This is a genomic window from Campylobacter sp. CCUG 57310 (assembly GCF_013201975.1).
Lineage (GTDB): Bacteria > Campylobacterota > Campylobacteria > Campylobacterales > Campylobacteraceae > Campylobacter_A > Campylobacter_A canis.
The window spans coordinates 1,494,717-1,513,168 of the sequence record NZ_CP053845.1 but is presented as its reverse complement, the minus strand read 5'-3'; the positions used below and the strand labels follow the sequence as shown (position 1 = coordinate 1,513,168).

At 39.7% G+C, this 18,452-nt stretch carries 17 protein-coding genes and 1 tRNA gene; 12 read left to right on the top strand and 6 right to left on the bottom strand.

Features of this window, described 5'->3' with window-relative positions:
• The first annotated feature begins 6 nt into the window (after positions 1-6).
• Both fusA and CORI_RS07560 read left to right on the top strand, forming a co-directional pair.
• Complete coding sequence (fusA, locus tag CORI_RS07565) at positions 7-2,085, top strand: elongation factor G (protein WP_173031468.1); 2,079 nt, start codon at positions 7-9, stop codon at positions 2,083-2,085.
• A 236-nt stretch (positions 2,086-2,321) separates the two neighbouring features.
• Positions 2,322-2,398: transfer RNA gene (locus CORI_RS07560), tRNA-Arg, on the top strand.
• Between the two features lie 171 nt (positions 2,399-2,569).
• Here the strand turns inward: CORI_RS07560 and CORI_RS07555 are convergent.
• From CORI_RS07555 to CORI_RS07535, 5 genes are all read right to left on the bottom strand, one after another.
• Positions 2,570-2,881 (bottom strand): hypothetical protein, encoded by a 312-nt coding sequence (locus tag CORI_RS07555; protein ID WP_173031467.1) that lies wholly within the window; start codon positions 2,879-2,881, stop codon positions 2,570-2,572.
• 140 nt (positions 2,882-3,021) lie between these two features.
• Positions 3,022-3,558, bottom strand: coding sequence for a hypothetical protein (locus CORI_RS07550; RefSeq protein ID WP_173031466.1), 537 nt, complete (start codon positions 3,556-3,558; stop codon positions 3,022-3,024).
• Positions 3,559-3,648: 90 nt separating this feature from the next.
• Positions 3,649-4,566: an ABC transporter ATP-binding protein gene (locus CORI_RS07545; RefSeq protein WP_367889829.1), complete on the bottom strand. Its 918-nt coding sequence runs from the start codon at positions 4,564-4,566 to the stop codon at positions 3,649-3,651.
• Positions 4,567-4,571: 5 nt separating this feature from the next.
• The gene (locus CORI_RS07540) at positions 4,572-6,122 is read right to left on the bottom strand and encodes an iron ABC transporter permease (protein WP_173031464.1); all 1,551 of its coding nucleotides are present in this window, start codon (positions 6,120-6,122) and stop codon (positions 4,572-4,574) included.
• The gene (locus tag CORI_RS07535) at positions 6,123-7,124 is read right to left on the bottom strand and encodes a Fe(3+) ABC transporter substrate-binding protein (protein WP_173031463.1); all 1,002 of its coding nucleotides are present in this window, start codon (positions 7,122-7,124) and stop codon (positions 6,123-6,125) included. It abuts the gene before it with no gap.
• Between the two features lie 155 nt (positions 7,125-7,279).
• On the opposite strand from CORI_RS07535, the gene CORI_RS07530 reads away from it, so the two are divergent.
• Positions 7,280-7,654, top strand: a complete 375-nt coding sequence (locus CORI_RS07530; RefSeq protein ID WP_173031462.1) for a rhodanese-like domain-containing protein — start codon at positions 7,280-7,282, stop codon at positions 7,652-7,654.
• Between the two features lie 163 nt (positions 7,655-7,817).
• On the opposite strand, the gene CORI_RS07525 is transcribed toward CORI_RS07530, so the two are convergent.
• Entirely contained in the window at positions 7,818-8,921 is a 1,104-nt protein-coding gene (locus tag CORI_RS07525) for a CinA family protein (protein ID WP_173031461.1), read from the bottom strand.
• Positions 8,922-9,049: 128 nt separating this feature from the next.
• On the opposite strand from CORI_RS07525, the gene ileS reads away from it, so the two are divergent.
• The 9 genes from ileS to CORI_RS07480 all read left to right on the top strand — a co-directional run bounded on the left by ileS (position 9,050) and on the right by CORI_RS07480 (position 18,415).
• Positions 9,050-11,809, top strand: a complete 2,760-nt coding sequence (ileS, locus tag CORI_RS07520) for an isoleucine--tRNA ligase (protein ID WP_173031460.1) — start codon at positions 9,050-9,052, stop codon at positions 11,807-11,809.
• 96 nt (positions 11,810-11,905) lie between these two features.
• Entirely contained in the window at positions 11,906-13,264 is a 1,359-nt protein-coding gene (gene gatA, locus CORI_RS07515; RefSeq protein WP_173031459.1) for an Asp-tRNA(Asn)/Glu-tRNA(Gln) amidotransferase subunit GatA, read from the top strand.
• A gap of 2 nt (positions 13,265-13,266) precedes the next feature.
• Positions 13,267-14,715, top strand: a complete 1,449-nt coding sequence (gene guaB, locus CORI_RS07510) for an IMP dehydrogenase (protein WP_173031458.1) — start codon at positions 13,267-13,269, stop codon at positions 14,713-14,715.
• Positions 14,715-15,824 carry a homoserine O-acetyltransferase gene (locus CORI_RS07505; RefSeq protein WP_173031457.1) on the top strand — a complete coding sequence of 370 codons (1,110 nt, stop codon included), beginning with the start codon at positions 14,715-14,717 and terminating at the stop codon, positions 15,822-15,824. Before guaB ends, CORI_RS07505 begins: the two co-directional genes overlap by 1 nt.
• Positions 15,814-16,017 (top strand): exodeoxyribonuclease VII small subunit, encoded by a 204-nt coding sequence (gene xseB / locus CORI_RS07500; protein ID WP_169940571.1) that lies wholly within the window; start codon positions 15,814-15,816, stop codon positions 16,015-16,017. The genes CORI_RS07505 and xseB overlap by 11 nt, the downstream gene beginning before the upstream one ends.
• A complete protein-coding gene (locus CORI_RS07495; protein WP_173031456.1) occupies positions 16,010-16,822 on the top strand; it encodes a carbon-nitrogen hydrolase family protein in 813 nt (270 codons plus the stop codon). Before xseB ends, CORI_RS07495 begins: the two co-directional genes overlap by 8 nt.
• Positions 16,819-17,481 (top strand): ThiF family adenylyltransferase, encoded by a 663-nt coding sequence (locus tag CORI_RS07490; RefSeq protein ID WP_173031455.1) that lies wholly within the window; start codon positions 16,819-16,821, stop codon positions 17,479-17,481. Before CORI_RS07495 ends, CORI_RS07490 begins: the two co-directional genes overlap by 4 nt.
• A gap of 21 nt (positions 17,482-17,502) precedes the next feature.
• Complete coding sequence (locus tag CORI_RS07485; RefSeq protein WP_173031454.1) at positions 17,503-18,024, top strand: YcxB family protein; 522 nt, start codon at positions 17,503-17,505, stop codon at positions 18,022-18,024.
• 28 nt (positions 18,025-18,052) lie between these two features.
• Positions 18,053-18,415 carry an MmcQ/YjbR family DNA-binding protein gene (locus CORI_RS07480; RefSeq protein ID WP_173031453.1) on the top strand — a complete coding sequence of 121 codons (363 nt, stop codon included), beginning with the start codon at positions 18,053-18,055 and terminating at the stop codon, positions 18,413-18,415.
• The last annotated feature ends 37 nt before the right edge of the window (positions 18,416-18,452 follow it).

The following is an 18,452-nucleotide window of genomic DNA, read 5'->3' as shown; positions in this document are numbered from 1 at the left end:
AAATTCATGTCAGACAGAAAAACCCCACTTCATATGGTTAGAAATATCGGTATTGCAGCTCACATTGATGCGGGCAAAACGACTACTAGCGAGAGAATTTTATTTTTTACGGGACTTAGCCACAAGCTTGGCGAGGTTCATGACGGCGCTGCTACTATGGACTGGATGGAACAAGAGAAAGAAAGAGGTATCACTATAACCTCCGCCGCTACTACCGCTTATTGGAAAGAGCATCAAATAAATCTTATCGACACTCCGGGCCACGTTGATTTTACTATTGAAGTTGAGCGTTCTATGCGCGTTCTTGACGGAGCGGTTTCGGTATTTTGTTCGGTTGGCGGTGTTCAACCTCAATCTGAAACGGTTTGGAGACAAGCTAATAAATACGGCGTTCCAAGAATAGTTTTTGTAAATAAAATGGACAGAATCGGCGCAAATTTCTTTAACGTTGAAGAGCAAATTAAAAATAGGCTAAAAGCAAACCCCGTGCCTATCCAAATTCCAATAGGAGCCGAGGATAACTTTAAAGGTGTTATCGATCTTGTAAGAATGAAGGCATATGTTTGGGAAGATGAAAGCAAGCCTACAACTTATGTAGAAAAAGAAATTCCTACCGAGCTAGTAGAAAAAGCGAACGAATATAGAAATAAGCTTGTTGAAGCTGTTTCTGAAACAGATGATAGCCTGATGGAGAAATTCTTTAGCGGTGAAGAGTTAACCGAAGAAGAGATTAAAAAAGGCATAAAAGCTGGTTGTTTAAGAATGACTATGACGCCTATGCTTTGCGGAACTGCGTTTAAAAATAAAGGAATTCAGCCTTTACTTGACGCTGTTGTCGATTATTTGCCTGCTCCTGATGAGATTGAGGCTATAAAGGGTCAGTATGAAGACGGTCAAGAGGTTCTTGTAGAATCAACCGATAACGGTGAATTCGCGGCTCTTGCATTCAAGATTATGACAGACCCGTTTGTAGGACAACTTACTTTTATACGCGTTTATCGCGGTGAGCTTGAGAGCGGAAGCTATGCTTACAATACCGTTCAAAGCAACAAAGAAAGAATCGGTCGTCTTTTAAAGATGCACTCTAACAAAAGAGAAGAGATTAAAGTCCTTCACGCAGGCGAGATCGGTGCCGTAGTCGGTCTTAAAAATACGCTTACAGGAGACACTCTTGCAAGTGAGAAAGATAAAGTAATACTTGAGAAGATGGACTTCCCTGAGCCTGTTATTTCTGTTGCGGTTGAGCCAAAAACAAAAGCCGATCAAGAGAAAATGGCTCTTGCGCTTCAAAAGCTTGCACAAGAAGATCCAAGCTTCAGAGTAGGAACAGATGAAGAGAGTGGTCAAACAATTATATCTGGTATGGGCGAGCTTCACCTTGAGATTATCGTTGATCGTATGCTTCGCGAATTTAAAGTTGACGCAGAAGTCGGTCAGCCACAAGTTGCATATCGTGAGACAATTCGCAAAACAGTTGAGCAAGAGTATAAATATGCTAAACAATCAGGCGGACGTGGTCAATATGGGCACGTATTCTTGCGTCTTGAGCCACTTGAGCCGGGCAGCGGCTATGAGTTTGTTAATGACATTAAGGGCGGCGTAGTTCCTAAAGAATATATCCCTGCTGTTGATAAAGGTTGTAAAGAGGCACTTCAAAACGGTGTTCTTGCAGGATACCCTGTAGAGGACGTTAAAGTTACGTTGTTTGACGGAAGTTATCATGAAGTGGATAGCTCCGAGATGGCGTTTAAGCTTGCCGCTTCAATGGGCTTTAAAGAAGGTGCTAGAAAAGCGGGCGCTGTTATCCTTGAGCCTATGATGAAGGTTGAGGTTGAAACTCCTGAGGATTATATGGGTGATGTTATCGGCGATCTTAATAAGCGCCGAGGACAGATTAGCTCTATGGATGAAAGAAGTGGAAATAAGATTGTTACGGCATTTTGCCCACTTGCTGAGATGTTTGGCTATTCAACGGATCTTAGAAGTCAAACACAAGGTCGTGCTACGTATTCTATGGAATTTGATCACTATGAGGAAGTTCCTAAAAACGTATCCGAAGAGATTATCAAAAAGAGAAACGGCTAAAATTTCGGGCGAGGTTTTCTCGCCCTTTTTAAATTTATTAACCAAGGTAGTTTTACTTAAAACAATCAAAAATTATATCATAGTATTTAAAGTTGCTATAAATAATCAAATGAACTCTGAGTTTTTATATATAAATTAGAAATTTCTATAAAAAGAGTTCAAAGAACTTATTTGAAAAATATAATTGACATGAAATATAATTTATATTTTTTGATATACTTTTTATTCTTAAAATTGTCCTCATAGCTCAGCAGGATAGAGCGCAAAATTCCTAATTTTGAGGCCGTGAGTTCGAATCTCGCTGAGGACACCACCTTCTGGCTTTTATGTAAGGTGCTAAAATTTATTGTAATTAAAATATGAAATACCTATAATGACAATAAATAAATTTTTAATCACAGCAAATAGTATAAATTTATCCAGCTAATAGATTTAATGATTGAGTAGATTTGCAAAATAGGCGAGTATTCTTGCCTTCATAAATTTAAGTTCTAAGTATACCATCATCCTTAGGATCTTTATTTGTGTTGTCAATTTTTTCTTTAGTGCTATCCATTATTTCATTTGCTTTTTCTTTAGCGCCGTCTATAGCGTCTTTGGCCATATCTTTAGCGTTTTGCCTGAAATTTTCAGTCTTTTTTAAAGCCTCGTTTGCTACATCGGCACTTTTGTCTATGGCTTCATTTACAATGTTTTTAGCACTTTCAACAGCGTTCTTAGCCTCTTGTTTATCGCTATCTGAACAACCCAAGAATATCAGCATCAATATCGACACAGGTATTAAAATTCGTCTCATTACAAATCCTTTTTAAAATTTAGGCTATTGTATATAAATAAAGTTAATATAGCTATTTTTGTTTTGTTAATATTATAAGAAGTAAAAAAAGAGTAAAAGCGACAGCCAAGCGCCATCGCTTAGTTTGTAAATTGCGAGGTTTAATTTTTTAGTTTATCGACACCTTCTTTTGTCTTATCCATGGCTTTTTCGCCCAGCTCTTTAGCACCTTCTTTTATATCATGCATCTTTTCGCCAGTCGCATCTTTTATCTCCGAGGCTTTTTCTTTTGTAGCGTCTATAGCATCTTTTGTCATCTCTTTTGCTTTCTCGCCTGCATTTATAGTTTTTTCTTTTGCGCTATCCATCATATCGGCAGCTTTTTCTTTTGTTTCTGTTACTACTTCTTTGGTTTTATCCATGGCTTTTTCAGCCATATCCTTAGTAGCGTCTTTCATCTCGACAGCCTTTTCTTTAGCCTTATCTGCCATTTCGGCATTCTTATCTATAGCTTTGTTCGCCATATCTTTTGTCGCTTCTTTGGTATCATTTGCCATCTCTTTAGTTTTATCAACCGCTTTTTCTGTCATCTCTTTTGTGGCTTCTACTTTATCTTTGACCTCTTTTTTACTGCTGTCTGAACAACCGGCAAGCAAAAGCATCGATATAGCTGCTAGGGAAATTAAAATATTTTTCATACGAAATCCTTTGTGTTAATATTTAAGAATTGTATATCAGTAAAGTTAATGGGAGTGTTTTTGTTTTATTTATAAACTTGTGATTTAAATTTAAACTAAATCAAATTTAAAATTCTCTTTGATATCTAAATTTGAGCTAACGATAGCTTTGAATTTAATCCCTTTAAAGTCTAAGAATAGCTCATAAAATGCGCCCAAAAACTGAGCCTTTAGAATTTTCGCCTCATAAGTTTTACCCTGCTTTATCTCTTCAGGACGAAACATAAAGTTTCTATTCTGAAGCCAGCTTTGAAATTCGCTTGGCAAATTTGTCGCCATATCTTTATCTATACAGTTCATATCCCCTAGAAAAAGCGCTATTTCTCTAGTTTGAGGATGAAAATATAAATTTTTAGGAGTGTCTATGGCTAAAATTTTGCCGTTTTTTATAAGGGCTATTTTATCGCTTAGCAAAAACGCATCTTCCTTATCGTGAGTCACCATTATCGCGCTAAGGGAGTTTTGCTTGATCATATCTCTTAGCTCCAGCCTAAGGCTGCTTCTTAAGTTGTGGTCTAAATTTGCAAACGGCTCATCAAGCAACAAAAGCTTTTCTCTATTGGCTACGGCTCTTGCAAAGGCGACTCTTTGAGCCTGTCCGCCTGAAATTTGATCGCACATTTTATCTTTTAGTTCGCTTATCTTAAATTTTTGCAAAAGCTCTTTTATGCGATATTCTCGTTCGTTTTTAGGCATTTTAAAAAGGGCAAATTCGATGTTTTTATAGACATTTAAATGTGGGAAAAGCGCATAGTTTTGAAACATCATCGCAACACCGCAAACATCGCAAAATTCTATCTCTCCGCTATCTTTGCTTTCCAAATTCGCAATAATCCTAAGCAGAGTGCTCTTACCACACCCGCTCTCTCCCAAAATGCTTAAAATTTCGCCTTCGTTTAAGGTCAGGTCTATATCTTTTAGAATTTGCAGGTTTCCGAATTTTTTATTTAATTTTTTGATTTTTAAAATTTCCATTACGATTTTTTCCTAGATATTATTTCAAGCCAGACCACTGCAACAAGCGATAGTAGAACTATCAGTAAAGATGGCAATGCAGCCGCGTAAAGTCTCTCATCGGTCGCATAAAAAAACGCCCTTATGCTAAGCGTTTCAAAGTCAAACGGACGCAAAATAAGACTTAGCGGAAGCTCTTTGATGATGTCGATAAAAACGACTATCAGTGATAAAAAGAAAAAATGCCTTAAAAGCGGAAAATGAACCTTAAAAAACAGAGTAAATTTTGATCTGTTTAAAAGCAAGCTTGCGTCATCGATATTGCTTGGAATTTTAGAGTATCCGCTCTCAACTGCATATATCGAAGTGGCCAAAAATCTCACTACATAGCCAAATATAAGTACGACAAAGCTGGATGAGAGAAGCTGGAGGCTGAAATTTCTATCAATAAATCCAAATACGATAATCACGCAAAGCCCTATGCTGGCTCCCGGCAGCGCGTAGCCAAGCGAGGTTGCTTTGAGTAAAAAAGTATTTAGCCTCTTATCTTTTATGATGCGCGTTGCAAAAACTAAAAAGAAGCTAATCGCAGTTATCAAAACCGCACTTACGCTAGCCATTAAGAGCGAGTTAAAAGCCATCTGCACGAACTCAAATTTAAACGAGCCTATAGTCTTAATGCTCCAATAAACAAGCCAGATAAAAGGAAATAAAAACGCAAGGCAAAATAGCGCAAAACACCACAAAAATGCAGCAACCGAGCCAAATTTGCTAAGTTTGATTTTGGCGGTGAGCTTTGATGTGTTGTGGGTGTTGAAGCTGTATCTTTTGGAGTTTTTATTAAAATGCTCAAATATCATGATGATGAAGACAAATACCATTAGCATCGCCGCAAGAACGGATGCCGAGTAAGAATCGCCCATGTCAAACCATAGCTTGAAAATTCCCGCGCTAAACGTCTCAACTCCGTAATACGCAACCGTTCCGTAATCGCTAAGCGTCTCCATGAGTACAAGCATCGCTCCTCCGATGATTGCAGGGCGAGAGATGAAGATGGCGACTTTATAAAAAATTTGAAACTGGCTTAATTTGTAAATTTTACAGGTGTCAAATATCGTTTGAGATTGCGTTTTAAAAGATGTTTTAGCAAACATATATATGTAAGGATAAAGCGACATTGACAGCACAAATATCGCGCCGTAAATGTTCATAAACTCAAATCTAACGCCAAAAATTTTATGAAAATATCCGCCATACTCCATGATGCCTACGTAGCAAAAGCTAAATATGTAAGCAGGCACCGCAAGTGGAAGCATTAGGGCATATTCAAAGAAATTTGAAAGAGGAAATTTGTAGTTAGCCACTATCCACGCAGATATCGTAGCTATGATGATGCTAAGGGTTAAAACTCCGATGGCTACAAAAAATGTTCCTTGAACATACCTTAAAAATAGATACTCGAAAAAGTGCCCAAGCAGCGAATAATCGCCGAAGGAAATTTCAACAAATATACTAAAAATCGGGATTAAGATGATAAGGGCGATAAAAATCGCCCAAAATTTGATATTCACTTATTTCCAGCCGACCATGTCGTAGATTTTGACGGCTTCTTTGATATTTTCGCCAACTTTATATAGCGGAGTTGTGTCTTCTTTAAATGTTCCAAAAGCTTTAATCACATCGCTTGCTTCAACTTCTTTGTTGATCGGATATTCGTAGTTAATGCCCGCAAATATCTTTTGAGCTTCAGGGCTAACTAAAAACTCCATAAATTTAACGGCGTTTTCTTTGTTTTTAGATGCTTTTGTAAGTGCGATACCGCTTATATTTACGTGAGTTCCTCTATCCGCTTGATTTGGGAAGATCACGCCTAAATTTTTAGCTACTTCTACATCTTCAGGTTTTGGAGATGTAAGCATAAGTCCTATGTAGTAAGTGTTCATAACGGCTACTTGACCCTCTCCTGCAAAGATAGCCTTGGCTTGATCCCTATCACCGCCTTTTGGATCTCGAGCTAGGTTTTTAAGCGTGCCTTCAGCCCATTTTTTAGCGCCATCTATTCCTTCGTTAGCTATGATTGACGCTAGAAGGGATCTATTGTATCCTGAAGTTGCGCTTCTTATTAAAAGCTTGCCTTTAAGCTCGGGCTTTGTAAGATCGTCGTAAGTTTTTATACTGCTTGGATCGAAATTTCTCTTATCGTAAGCGATGATTCTTGCTCTTTTTGAGATAGCAAACCACTGATTTTCATTATCTCTGTATTGAGAAGGTATTGTCTTTTCTAGATAGTCTGATTTTACAGGTTGTAAAAGATTTTTTTCCTTGGCGTTAAAAAACGTTCCAACATCAGCCGAGATGAAAAGATCCGCTGCAGAAGTATCGCCTTCAGCTTCAAGCTTTTTAATAAGCTCTCCTGCTTTTGCTTGAGTTGCATTTACTTTGATACCTGTTTTTTGCTCAAACAACTTGTAAATTTCATTATCTGCATCGTAGTGTCTAGCAGAGTAGATATTTACCTCTGCGGCCAGTGCGAAGCCCGCTAGCAAGCTAAGTGCCAATAAACTTTTTTTCATATTTATCCTTTAAAATGATATTTTTTTTGTAATAGTATCATTTATTGCTTATTATAATATTAATTATCATAAAGGACGAGAATTGATTAAATTTATCTTTTATTTACTGTTTTTTACGATAATACAACGAAATTTTTTATTAAAAGAGTAAAATTATGAAAAAACTTATTGTATTATCACTGCTGGCTTCTTTTGCATTAGCCAAAATAGAGCACGTTAATGTAACACCTGATAATATCAAAAACTACGAACAGATCGTGGATATAAGAACCCCTATGGAGTGGCGTCAAACAGGTGTTATTAAGGGAGCACAGCTCATTACTTTTGACCCTTATAATAAAGACGGATTCTTGCAAGAACTTACTAAGAAATTTGATCTGAAAAAACCTATCGCGATAATTTGCAGAAGCGGTAGCAGAAGCTATAATGCAGCCTCAATGATCGATTCAGAAGAGATAAATATCATAAATTTAAACGGTGGTATGGGGAGCCTTATAAGACAGGGATTTAAAACCGAACCTTATAATTAGAATTTATTTTAGTCGAAATTTTACCTTAGCTTTTTGAGCTTATAAAATTTGTAACTTTCGGCTTGGTAAATTAAAATTTTACTAAGCCGTTTTTAATTCTATTTTTATAAAAATAGTTCTGCAATTTCAGCAAAATATATATTTTCATATAAATTTTGGCGATTTAAATTTGTCTAAAAAATAGCCTTGGTCTTAGTTTAAGCAAGCAAAGATAAGCGTGCAGAGCGCTTTGCTCTCTGATATAGCCTCTGTCGCCTTTTAAATTTAGCCTTTCAATGATACTACTTCCGTCCTTTGCAAGCGCACCTACAAATACCGTTCCGACCGGCTTTTCTTCGCTTCCTCCGCCCGGTCCTGCTATACCGCTTGCCGCAAGTGCAAAATCAGCTCCGCTTGATGTAAGCGCACCGCTTAACATCGCTTTTACGCACTGCTCGCTAACTGCACCGTAAGTTTTAAGCACTTCATCGCTAACCCCAAGCCAATCGCGCTTTATCTCATTTGCATATGTCACAAGTCCGCCGTCAAATGCCGCAGATACTCCTGCCGTGGCTGTAAATTTTGCTGCGATAAGACCTGCGGTACAAGACTCTGCAAATGTGATTTTAAGCTCGTTTTTAATCAAAATTTTAGCGATATGCTCTATGAAATTTCTGCCTAAAATTATTTTGTTTGAAAATAGATTGACCGCACTTTCTATGAAGCCTTTTGTTTGACCGAATTTATTGGCTTCTGCGCGCACTATTATTAAATTTTTAGTGATTTCCGAGAAGTGAATTTGAACCTCGTAAGTTTTGGCTATCGGCTCAAGCAGGATTTTCGCACTCTCTTTATCGATATCAACTAGATTAAAATACTCAAAATTTAAATTTGGTTCGATGAGAATTTCAGGAAGCTCGCAAGTCGGATTTGCCTTAAGTAAATTTACTTGCGTTGTGTTTAAATTTATTAAAAAGCTATCTTTTGAAACCTTAGCGGCCTTGCTTAAGGCAAGCGTGTTTTCATCTTTTAGCTCAAGCTTATCCGAGCTTAAAGTGGCTAAAATTTTAGCCACCGTCGCGTATGTTTCATCAGAGCTAAATATCGTAAGAGTGTCAAATTTAAGGCATATTTTTTCTATGATAAAGGGCAACTCTTTGTCGCTTTTATCGGCGAAATTAAACTCCCCAAGCTCTTTGAAATGAGCCTTATAAAAGCTAAAAATATATCCCAAAAAAGCGGCATTTATGCTTAAATCTTTCCCGATTATTAAAAGTGCATTTTTCATAAAAACCTCCTTAATTTTTGAAATTATATCACAAAAAAATCGACTAAATTTTTAGCTTAAAGCTCTATTTTCAGTAGCCTTTAATCACTGCTTAGATAAAATTTGCAAATTTAAAACAAGGTAAAAGTATGGATTATAAAGATACGCTCCTGCTTCCAAGCACGGAGTTTCCTATGCGCGGCAACCTGCCGCAAAATGAGCCTGAACGGCTGGAAAAATGGTATGGCGAGCGAAATATCTACTCCAAGATGAAAGCTAAACGCCAAAAGGCTAAAAAGAGTTTCAACCTTCACGACGGACCCCCTTACGCTAACGGAAATTTGCACATCGGACACGCGCTTAATAAAACACTCAAAGACATCATCACTAAGACTCACTATTTCTTTGGCGAAGAGATCCGATATACTCCGGGCTGGGATTGCCACGGCTTGCCGATAGAGCAACAGGTCGAAGTAAAGCTCGGCGAGAAGAAAAAGGAGATGAGCACAACTCAGATCAGAGAGTTTTGTAGAGAGCATGCAAGAGAGTTTATAAGGATCCAAAAAGAGGGATTTAAGCAGCTTGGCATAGTCGGCGACTGGGATGATCCTTATCTTACGATGAAATTTAAATTTGAGGCTGAAATTTACAAAACGCTTTGTAAAGTAGCTAAGCGCGGACTTTTGATAGAGCGAAGCAAGCCTGTTTATTGGAGTTGGGCGGCGAAATCGGCCCTTGCAGAGGCTGAGGTAGAGTATGAAGACAAAGAGGACTATAGCATCTACGTAGCCTTTAAACTCGGCGAAGAGGCGCTTAGAAAACTAGGCGTAAAAGAAGCGCGAGCGGTTATCTGGACCACGACTCCTTGGACGCTTCCTGCAAACCAAGCCATCAGCTTAAACCCAAATGAAATTTACGTAATCACAAGCGAAAATTTGATATTTGCCAAAGAGATGATCGAAGAACTTGTTAAAGAAGGGCTTACTAAAGGCGAGATCGTTAAGGAATTTAAAGCCACAGAGCTTGAAAAACTACATGCGATAAATCCTCTAAACGACCGCGAGTCTAAATTTATCCTTGGCGAGCACGTTACTATGGACGGAGGAACGGGTCTTGTGCATACGGCTCCCGGACACGGTGAGGATGACTATCACATAAGCTTAAAATACGGCATCGAGGTTATCATGCCGGTAGATGAGGGCGGACTTTACGACTCTACACTTAGAACTAAGAAGCTTTTCCGCGCGGACGTAGTGGATGAGCTTGTCGGTATGCATATATTTAAGGCTAACGAGAGAATTTTAGAAATTTTGGGCAAAGATCTGCTTAAAGTTAGTAAATTTACCCACTCTTATCCGTTTTGCTGGAGAACCCATAAGCCTGTTATCTACCGCGCTACAAAGCAGTGGTTTATCGCTATGGACGAGCCAAAGATAGATGGAAAAACTCTAAGAGAGGTTGCTTTAAGCGAGATAGAAAAGGTGAAATTTTATCCTGCAAGCGGTGCAAGAAGGATAGGGCTCATGGTTGCCAATCGCCCTGACTGGTGTATCTCTCGCCAAAGGGATTGGGGTGTGCCAATCGCGTTTTTTAGGGATAAAGAGACGAAAGAACCGATATTTGACGATGAGGTTTTGGAATTTGTAGCCAAAATTTTTGAAGAAAAGGGAGCTGACGCTTGGTGGGATATGGAAATTAAAGAGCTTTTAGTGCCAAATTCCAAATATGACCCGCAAAAATTAGAAAAAGTAACCGACATCCTTGATGTTTGGTTTGATAGCGGCAGCACTTGGTCTGCGGTTTTAAAGAGTGGCGATTATGATGCGGGCGGTTATCAGGCGGATATGTATTTAGAGGGTAGCGACCAGCATAGAGGGTGGTTTCAAAGCTCGCTTCTTTTAAGCTGTGCAGCCGAAGGCAAAGCTCCTTATAGAAGTGTTTTAACTCACGGCTTTACCGTTGATGAAAACGGACAAAAGATGAGTAAGAGCAAGGGTAACGTCGTAGCACCTCAAGATGTCATCAAAACTTACGGCGTTGAAATTTTACGCCTTTGGGTTGCGCTGAGCGATTATTCAAGCGATTTAAAAATCAGCGACAATATCCTAAAACAAGTTAGCGAGCAGTATCGTAAGATAAGAAATACGATAAGATTTTTGCTTGCAAACGTAAATGACTTGCAGGATTTGCAAACCTCAAATTTCAATATCCTTGATAAATGGATACTAAGCCGTGCCAGAAGAGCTTTTAGCGAAGCTGAAGCGGCATTTAGAAATTATGATTTCTCAAAGGGCTTTAGCCTGCTTATGAATTTTTTAAGTGCGGATTTGAGCGGAATTTATCTTGATATCAGCAAAGACAGGCTGTATTGCGACGGTAGCGATGATGATCGCAGAAGATCGGCTCAAAGCGTTATGGCTATCATCACAAGAGCTCTTTTGCCGCTCATTGCGCCGACACTTACGTATACGGTCGATGAGGTTATGGACTATGCGCCTGAGATTATCAAGAACGGAGCCAAAGACGCATTTGATCTTGAGTATGCGCCGATTGAGTTTGAATTTGAAGTGGATGACGAGCTTTTGGTTCAAAGTAGGGAGAAATTCTTTGAGCTTATAGACGTGCTTAAAAAAGATAAAAAGATAAAATCAACCCTTGAGCTAGTGCTTCAAACCAGCTCGAATTCTATCTTAAGCGAAGATTTGGACGAGATAACGGATTGGTATATGGTAAGCGAGATAGAGAGTCTTGACGGCAAGGACAGTCTGGCTGAATTTGAAGTCGGGCATGATAAATTTAAGCTTGTAATGTCAAGCAAATTTAAGTGTCCGAGGTGTTGGAAATTTACCGCTAAACATGACGGCGAAACTTGCCCAAGATGTGAAAGGGTGCTAAAAAATGCTCTCTGAGCCGATCAGCTTTAGCATCATCGTAATCACCATCGCTACTATTTTATGCGTAGTCGGCATCGGGATAGTTTTAGTAAATAAATTTAAGGAAAACAGATGACAACTTTAAAAGAGGCTTTAAAGCTCTCAAAAGAGGAGATAAGATCACTAAGAAGCGAGCTTGAAGCAAAGATTGCGTCCGAGAAAAAGCTTGGAGCTTATGTGGAGCAGCTTGCGAATTTACCGATATCAAAGCTTGGAGAAGGCATTCCTATAGCGATCAAGGACAATATCCAAGTAAAAGACTGGAGCATAACATCATGCTCTAAAATTTTAGAAGGCTACGTAGCGCCTTACAACGCAACCGTCATAGAAAAGCTTTTAGAAGCGAATTTAGCGCCTTTTGGCAGGACCAATATGGACGAATTCGCGATGGGAAACACTACTGAGAGCTCGATATACGGCAAAACCTTAAATCCGCTAAATCACGCTTGCGTTGCAGGCGGAAGTAGCGGCGGCTCTGCGGCTGCGGTAGGCGGTGGTATAGCCATAGCCGCACTTGGTAGCGATACCGGCGGTAGCGTGCGTCAGCCTGCGGCATTTTGTGGATGTGTCGGCTTTAAACCAACTTACGGACGCGTAAGCAGATACGGTCTTGGGGCTTACTCAAGTAGTTTAGATCAAATTGGTCCCATAACTCAAAACGTAGAAGACGCAGCGATACTTTATGATATCATCGCTGGACATGACGAAAAAGACAGCACAAGTGCAAATATCGAATATAAAAAAGTAAGCCAAAATTTAAACGGCGAGCGAAAGCTAACTATTTGCGTTATAGAAAACTACGTAAATGAAGCCAGCGAAGAGACTAAAAAAGAGCTTTTAAAAGCAATTGACATCCTAAAATCAGCCGGGCACAAGATAATTTATAAAAATTTGGAAAACTCAAAATGCGATATAGCGACATATTATATCATCGGAACCGCCGAAGCGAGCGCAAATTTAAGCAGATTTGACGGTATAAGATACGGCAGACGCGCAGAGGCTAAAAATTTAAAAGAACTTTACATTAATTCTCGCTCCGAGGGCTTTGGCGATGAGGTAAAAAGAAGAATTTTGCTAGGAACCTTTGTGCTTAGTAGCGGATATTACGACGCTTACTACATCAAGGCTCAAAAGGCGCGCGCATACACGAAAGCAAGATATGAGAAAATTTTAAGCGAATGCGATCTCATGCTAATGCCTGTAGCACCTACCGTGGCTCCAAAATTCGGAGAGCTTGCAGACCCGCTTAAAGCATACCTTGCAGACATTTATACCATTAGCGTAAATCTAGCAGGCCTTCCTGCGATATCAGTGCCTGTTGCAAAGACAAGTGACGGACTAAATGTCTCGGCTCAGCTTATAGGCAGGGCTTGGGACGAGCAGATACTACTTGACGGAGCGTATAGTTTAGAGAATTTGATAAAAGGATAAAAATGAAGATAGTTAAAAGAGCTTTAACCTTTGAAGATGTGCTTTTAGTCCCGCAATACTCTGAAATTTTGCCTAAAGAGGTGAGCGTAAAGACCGTTTTTAGCAAGAACATAAGCTTAAACATCCCGCTTATCTCAGCCGCTATGGATACGGTTACCGAGCATAGGACGGCTATCATGATGGCACGTCTTGGAGGTATCGGCGTCATACATAAAAATATGGACATAGCCTCGCAAGTACGTGAAGTAAGACGGGTGAAAAAGAGCGAAAGCGGCGTTATCATCGATCCTATATCCATACGTCCTGACGCAACGGTCGGCGAAGCTTGGGCGCTTATGGCAGATCTTCATATCTCGGGCGTACCTGTGGTTGATGAGGCAAATAAGCTTATAGGAATTTTAACCAACCGTGATCTTCGCTTTGAAACCGATCCGAAAGTGCTTGTAAAAGAGCGTATGACAAAGGCTCCTTTGATAACCGCTCCAAAGGGTTGCACTCTTGATGAAGCGGAGAAAATTTTTCACTCAAATCGCGTAGAAAAGCTTCCGATAATCGATGAAAACGGACATTTAGAAGGACTTATAACCATAAAAGACCTTAAAAAACGCAAAGAGTATCCAAATGCAAATAAAGACAGCTACGGCAGACTCAGAGTGGCAGCGGCTATCGGAGTAGGGCAGATAGATCGCGCAAGAGCGCTTGTGGAAGCAGGAGTTGATGCGATAGTTATGGATTCTGCTCACGGACACACGAAAGGTATCATCGATACGCTTAAAGAGATAAAGGCGAATTTTAACGTCGATGTAGTCGTGGGAAATATCGCAAATCCTGCAGCCGTTAAAGACCTAGCGCAAGCGGGAGCTGACGGCATAAAGGTAGGTATAGGTCCCGGATCGATTTGTACTACAAGGATCGTAGCAGGCGTTGGCGTGCCTCAAATTTCAGCAATTGACGACTGCACAAACGAAGCTAAAAAATACGGCATTCCCGTTATCGCAGACGGCGGTATCAAGTATTCAGGCGACCTGGCCAAAGCGCTTGCCGCAGGTGCAAGCAGTATCATGGTGGGAAGCTTGCTTGCCGGTTGTGACGAGAGTCCAGGCGAGCTTATAACCTTCCAAGGACGCCAGTACAAAACCTACCGCGGTATGGGCTCTATAGGCGCGATGAGTAAGGGAAGCTCGGATAGATATTTTCAAGAAGGCACCGCTCAAGATAAGCTTGTGCCCGAAGGTATCGAAGGTCGCGTTCCATATGTAGGCAGTATCAAAGATGTAGTGCATCAGCTGCTTGGCGGATTAAGAAGTGCGATGGGATATTGTGGTTCAAAAGATATCTTAACGCTTCAAGAAAAGGCCGAATTTGTAGAAATTACGAGTGCGGGGCTTAAAGAAAGCCACGTTCATGACGTAGTTATCACGCATGAAGCGCCGAATTACAAAGTCAATTAGTGCTAAATTTAAAAACAGGCAAAGAGAAATTCGACGAACCGCTCTACCTTGAGAGCGGTCGAATTCTCTCAAATTTCGAGCTTGTTTATGAAACCTACGGAAATTTAAATCAAAATAAAAGCAACGTCATTGTCATCTGCCACGCACTTACGGGCTCGCATCATGCGGCGGGATTTTATGAAAACGAGCAAAAGCCAGGTTGGTGGGATAGCTTCATAGGCGAGGGTAAGGCAGTTGATACGAATAAATTTTTTGTTATCTGCGTAAATATCTTGGGCTCAAATTTCGGCTCGACAAATCCGCTTAGTATAGAAAAAAGCACAGGCAAGCAGTATCGTTTGCGATTTCCCGTTTTAACGATAAGCGATGCGGTAAAAGCTCAAATGAAGCTCTTTGAAAGGCTTGGCATCAAGCAGGCTCACGCAGTTATCGGCGGAAGTCTTGGCGGTATGCAAGCTCTTTGTTTTGCGATAGAATTTCCAAATTTTGCAAAAAATGTAATAATCATGGCGAGCACCTACCAGACCAAGCCTTGGGCGATCGCGTTTAATAAAATCGCAATCGAGGGAATTTTACGCGATAGGGAGTTTAAAGACGGCGAATACGATCCTGTTGATATCGCAGAAAGCGGACTTGTCGGCATGGCGCTTGGCAGGATGGCAGGACACATAAGCTTTTTAAGTCCTGGGTCAATGGACGTGAAATTTGGCAGAAACTATGTAGAAACCGACGGACTTTACGAGCTTACGGGACGCTTTCAGGTGGATAGATATATGGAATATAACGGGCATAATTTCCCGAAGCGCTTTGATCCGCTAAGCTATCTTTATATCGTTAAGATGATGAATATCTTTGACTGCACGAGGCACTATGATAGCCTTGGCGACGCGCTTTCACAAATTCGCGCGAGACTTACGCTCATATCATTTAGCGGCGATATATTGTTTCCGCCAAGTTGTATGAAGGAGATGGCTGATGAGATTGCCAAGCTTGAAAAGCCTTGCGAATGCGAATATATCGAGATAAATAGCAGCTATGGACATGATGCGTTTTTGGTTGAAGTTGATAAATTTGAAAAATATGTAAAAAGGGTTTTGGATGCAAAATGATGAAAATTTAAAAGAAGATAGTTTTGAATCAAAGCTGATAAAGGCGAATGAAATTTTAGAGAAGTTAAGCAAGGATGATTTAAGCTTAGAGCAGAGTGTAAAGCTTCACAAAGAGGGCAAGAAGCTGCTTGATGAGGCCGGGGAAATTTTACAAAATGCAAAACTTCAGATAAAAGAGATATCCAATGAGTAAAATTTGCGCCCTACAACTTCCCACTCAGCCTATCAGCGATTTAAGGCTTGATTATTATTTTAAGATGTGTGCAGATAGCGGCGCGAAGCTTGTCGTGCTTGGAGAATACGTGCTAAACAGCTTCTTTAAAGAGCTTGAAAGTATGCCAAAAAGCATCATAAAAGAACAAAGCGAGATCAAGCGCGAGACATTGGCGAAATTCGCAAAGAGATACGATATCACGATCATCGCTCCTATAGTATTAAGCAGAGGCAAAGAGCTTATAAAAGCGGTCGGTAAATTTAGCCCGAATCAGACTAAATTTTTTAAACAGCAAATTTTGATGCCGTATTCTCACTGGAACGAAGCGAAATTTTTTACAAATTCTCAAAACGACTCCGATGATGATAAATTTGAGTTTTTGACATTTACTCACGAGAAGATAAAATTTGGCGTGATGTTTGGTTATGAAGCTCACTTTGATGCGTGTTGGGCGTATATGATGAAAAAGCGAGTTGATGTGGTGCTTATGCCGTCAGCTTGCACGTTTTTTAGTCGGGCTAGATGGGAGGAGCTCTTAAAAACTCGAGCATTTACGAACAGTCTTTATATCCTGCGAGTTAATCGTGTCGGAAATCACAAATCAAACGACGAGCAGTGGAAATTCTACGGAGACAGCATGCTTATAAATCCGCTTGGCGATATCGAGGCGAGGCTTGGCAAAAACGAAGAGATGTTGCTTGTAGATGTAAGCAAAAAGGAAGTTACTAAAGCAAGAAGTATGTGGGAATTTGGCTGCATTATAAATAAAAGGAAATTTATATGAACTATTTTCATAGACAAATTCAGCTTTGGGGCGAGGAGACGCAAGCGAATTTGGCAAGCAAAAGCATAGCTATCATCGGCTCGGGCGGACTTGGAAGTTCGCTTGGATATGCTCTTGGTTCAAGCGGGATAGGCGAAATTCACATTGTCGATTTTGACGAAGTGAGCGTGCATAATATCCACCGCCAAATTCTTTTTGACATTGGAGATGAGGGCAAATTTAAGGCTGAAATTTTTAAAAGTCGCCTTGAGCGAAGATATGACGGCGTAAAGATAACGGTTCATGCTTGTAAATTTGATGAATTTGCGACTAAAGGGCTTAAATTTGATCTTATCATCGACGCTACCGATAATCTAAAAACAAGAGCTCAGATAAACGAATACGCAAAGAGCTTGGGCGTACCTTGGCTTTACGGGTCTGTTGAGAGCTTTCACGGACAGGTTTGTCTGTTTGATAAAGCTTCGCTAACTTCTGCCTTTGCGGTTTCAGATATCAAGCCAGCAGGAATTGCCGCTCCTATAGTTATGTTTATAGCTAGCTTTCAGGCAAATTTGGCTCTTAGGTATCTTGCGGGCTTAAGCGTACAAAAAGACCTGCTTTACTATCTTGATATGAGTAGCGGCGAGTTAAATTTGCGTAAATTTAAGCTTCCAAAATAAGACTTAAGGCAAGAAGCTAAAATGCAAAGCGAATTTGAGTGTAAATTTAGCGTCGGTGACGAGCTTTTAAAGCAGTATGTGCGCGTTATCACGAGAGGTCAAATCAGGCAAATTTTCTTTGCTACCATATTTGCGATATGTTCTATGCTCTTACTTTTTTCGGTAAAAGATGAATTTGACAGGTTTGAAGCGGGAATTTTAAGCGCTATGGTAACGATGATATTCCTTGGGATATTTATCATTTATCTGACGCCAAAGATGACTTTAAATGCGATAAAGCAGGGTAGTGATGCGATTCATGATAAAAACAGATATGAAACGTGGCTTAAATTTAGCGATAAAATTTATATGAATGAAGGCGACTTTGCTCTTGCGCTTAAATACTCTCAAATTTTTAAAATTTATAAGCTAAAAGATGGCTTTGCGCTTATGTTTGGCTCTAAACAGGCGATTTTAATCGATGTCAGTAAATTTAGCGAGTATGAGATGAACGAGATGGAAAGTTTTCTTTTTAGCAAATTTGATAAATCTATCTTTGAATGAAAGCCTTAAAAAAGAGCGATGAAACCAAATGCAACTAAAAGCCGTTTTTGAATATATAAGCGAAAAATTTGGAGTTAAAAACGAAAAAGTTTTTGAAAACTATCCTGACCATGCTATTTTTCGCCATGAGAAAAATCAAAAATGGTTTTGCCTGCTCTTAAAAGTTGATTATAAAAAGCTTGGTCTTAAAAAAGAGGGCGAAACTTTTATCTTAAATTTAAAGTGCAGGCCTGATCTGGCAAGCCTATTAAGAGATGATGAGCGAATTTTCCCTGCTTATCATATGAACAAAAAGCACTGGATAAGCGTGAATTTAAGCAGTGATATCTTAGATGAGGCGGTATTTGATCTGATTGATGAGAGTTATGAACTAACCAAATCAAAAAGCTAAACCAATATCTCTAAGCTCCTTTTGGATATAATCAAAT